The sequence below is a fragment of the Motilimonas sp. 1_MG-2023 genome (genome assembly GCF_030547455.1).
In the GTDB taxonomy this organism is placed as follows: Bacteria; Pseudomonadota; Gammaproteobacteria; order Enterobacterales; family CBDFNC01; genus Motilimonas.
Genome location: NZ_JAUOPX010000109.1, coordinates 1 through 857 on the forward strand (window position 1 = coordinate 1; position 857 = coordinate 857).

At 52.0% G+C, this 857-nt stretch carries 1 protein-coding gene; it reads left to right on the forward strand.

Annotation, left to right across the window (positions count from 1 at the left end; all coding sequences use genetic code 11):
* On the forward strand, positions 1 to 857 hold an 857-nt coding region (locus Q4519_RS21630; RefSeq protein WP_303515994.1), incomplete at both ends, for an immunoglobulin-like domain-containing protein.

Here is an 857-nt window from a genome sequence, read left to right on the forward strand (position 1 = left end):
GACACCCTCAATGCAACGGGCACTGCGACCATTACCGACGACAGTGCGGTCACACCGCCAACGCCAGAAGATACGACGACGCTGACCTTAAGCGGTGATAGCACAGTAGTAGAAGGTGAAACGGCGACTTACAAAGTGAGCGTGGATAATGCCCCTGCGACAGATTTAACGGTGCAAGTGATTGTTGGTCACGTGACAACCGATAACGGCGACCTAATTCCGGTGACTCAAGATGTAGTGATTGCAGCAGGCACCAAGGAAACCAGTTTCACGGTTGATACCTTAGATGATGCGTATGCTGAAGTAGATGAAACCTTCGAGGTGACTCTAGGGGCAACTACGGGTGGCGGCTATGAAAACTTAGTCAACGGCACCGCAGTGGTGGTGACCACAGTGACAGACCAAACTGGTCCTGATGGTACGCCGGGCAGCGAAGATACCGCAACAGTGAGCCTGTCTGGCGCAAGCTCTGTCGCTGAAGGTGGTGTGGCTACTTATACGGTGACATTAGACAAAGCTGCGGGTGAAGATTTAACTGTGACGGTGATTGTGGGTCACATTACGACCGACAATGGCGACCTCGTCCCTGTCACCCAAGATGTGGTGATAGCTAAAGGCGCGACCACGGCTAACTTTACGGTGTCTAACGTAGACGATGTTATCAGCGAAGGCGATGAGTCATACAGCGTGACGTTAGGCACTCTGACGGGCGGAGGCTTTGAACACCTTGTTAAAGGTAATGCCGTAGTCGAAACCACCATTACGGACAACGACAGCACCAGCCTGATAGTGAACCCGAACACCAATGCCAACAACGTTGACGTTATAGAAGGTGAGCAAGCAACCTTCACGGTTAA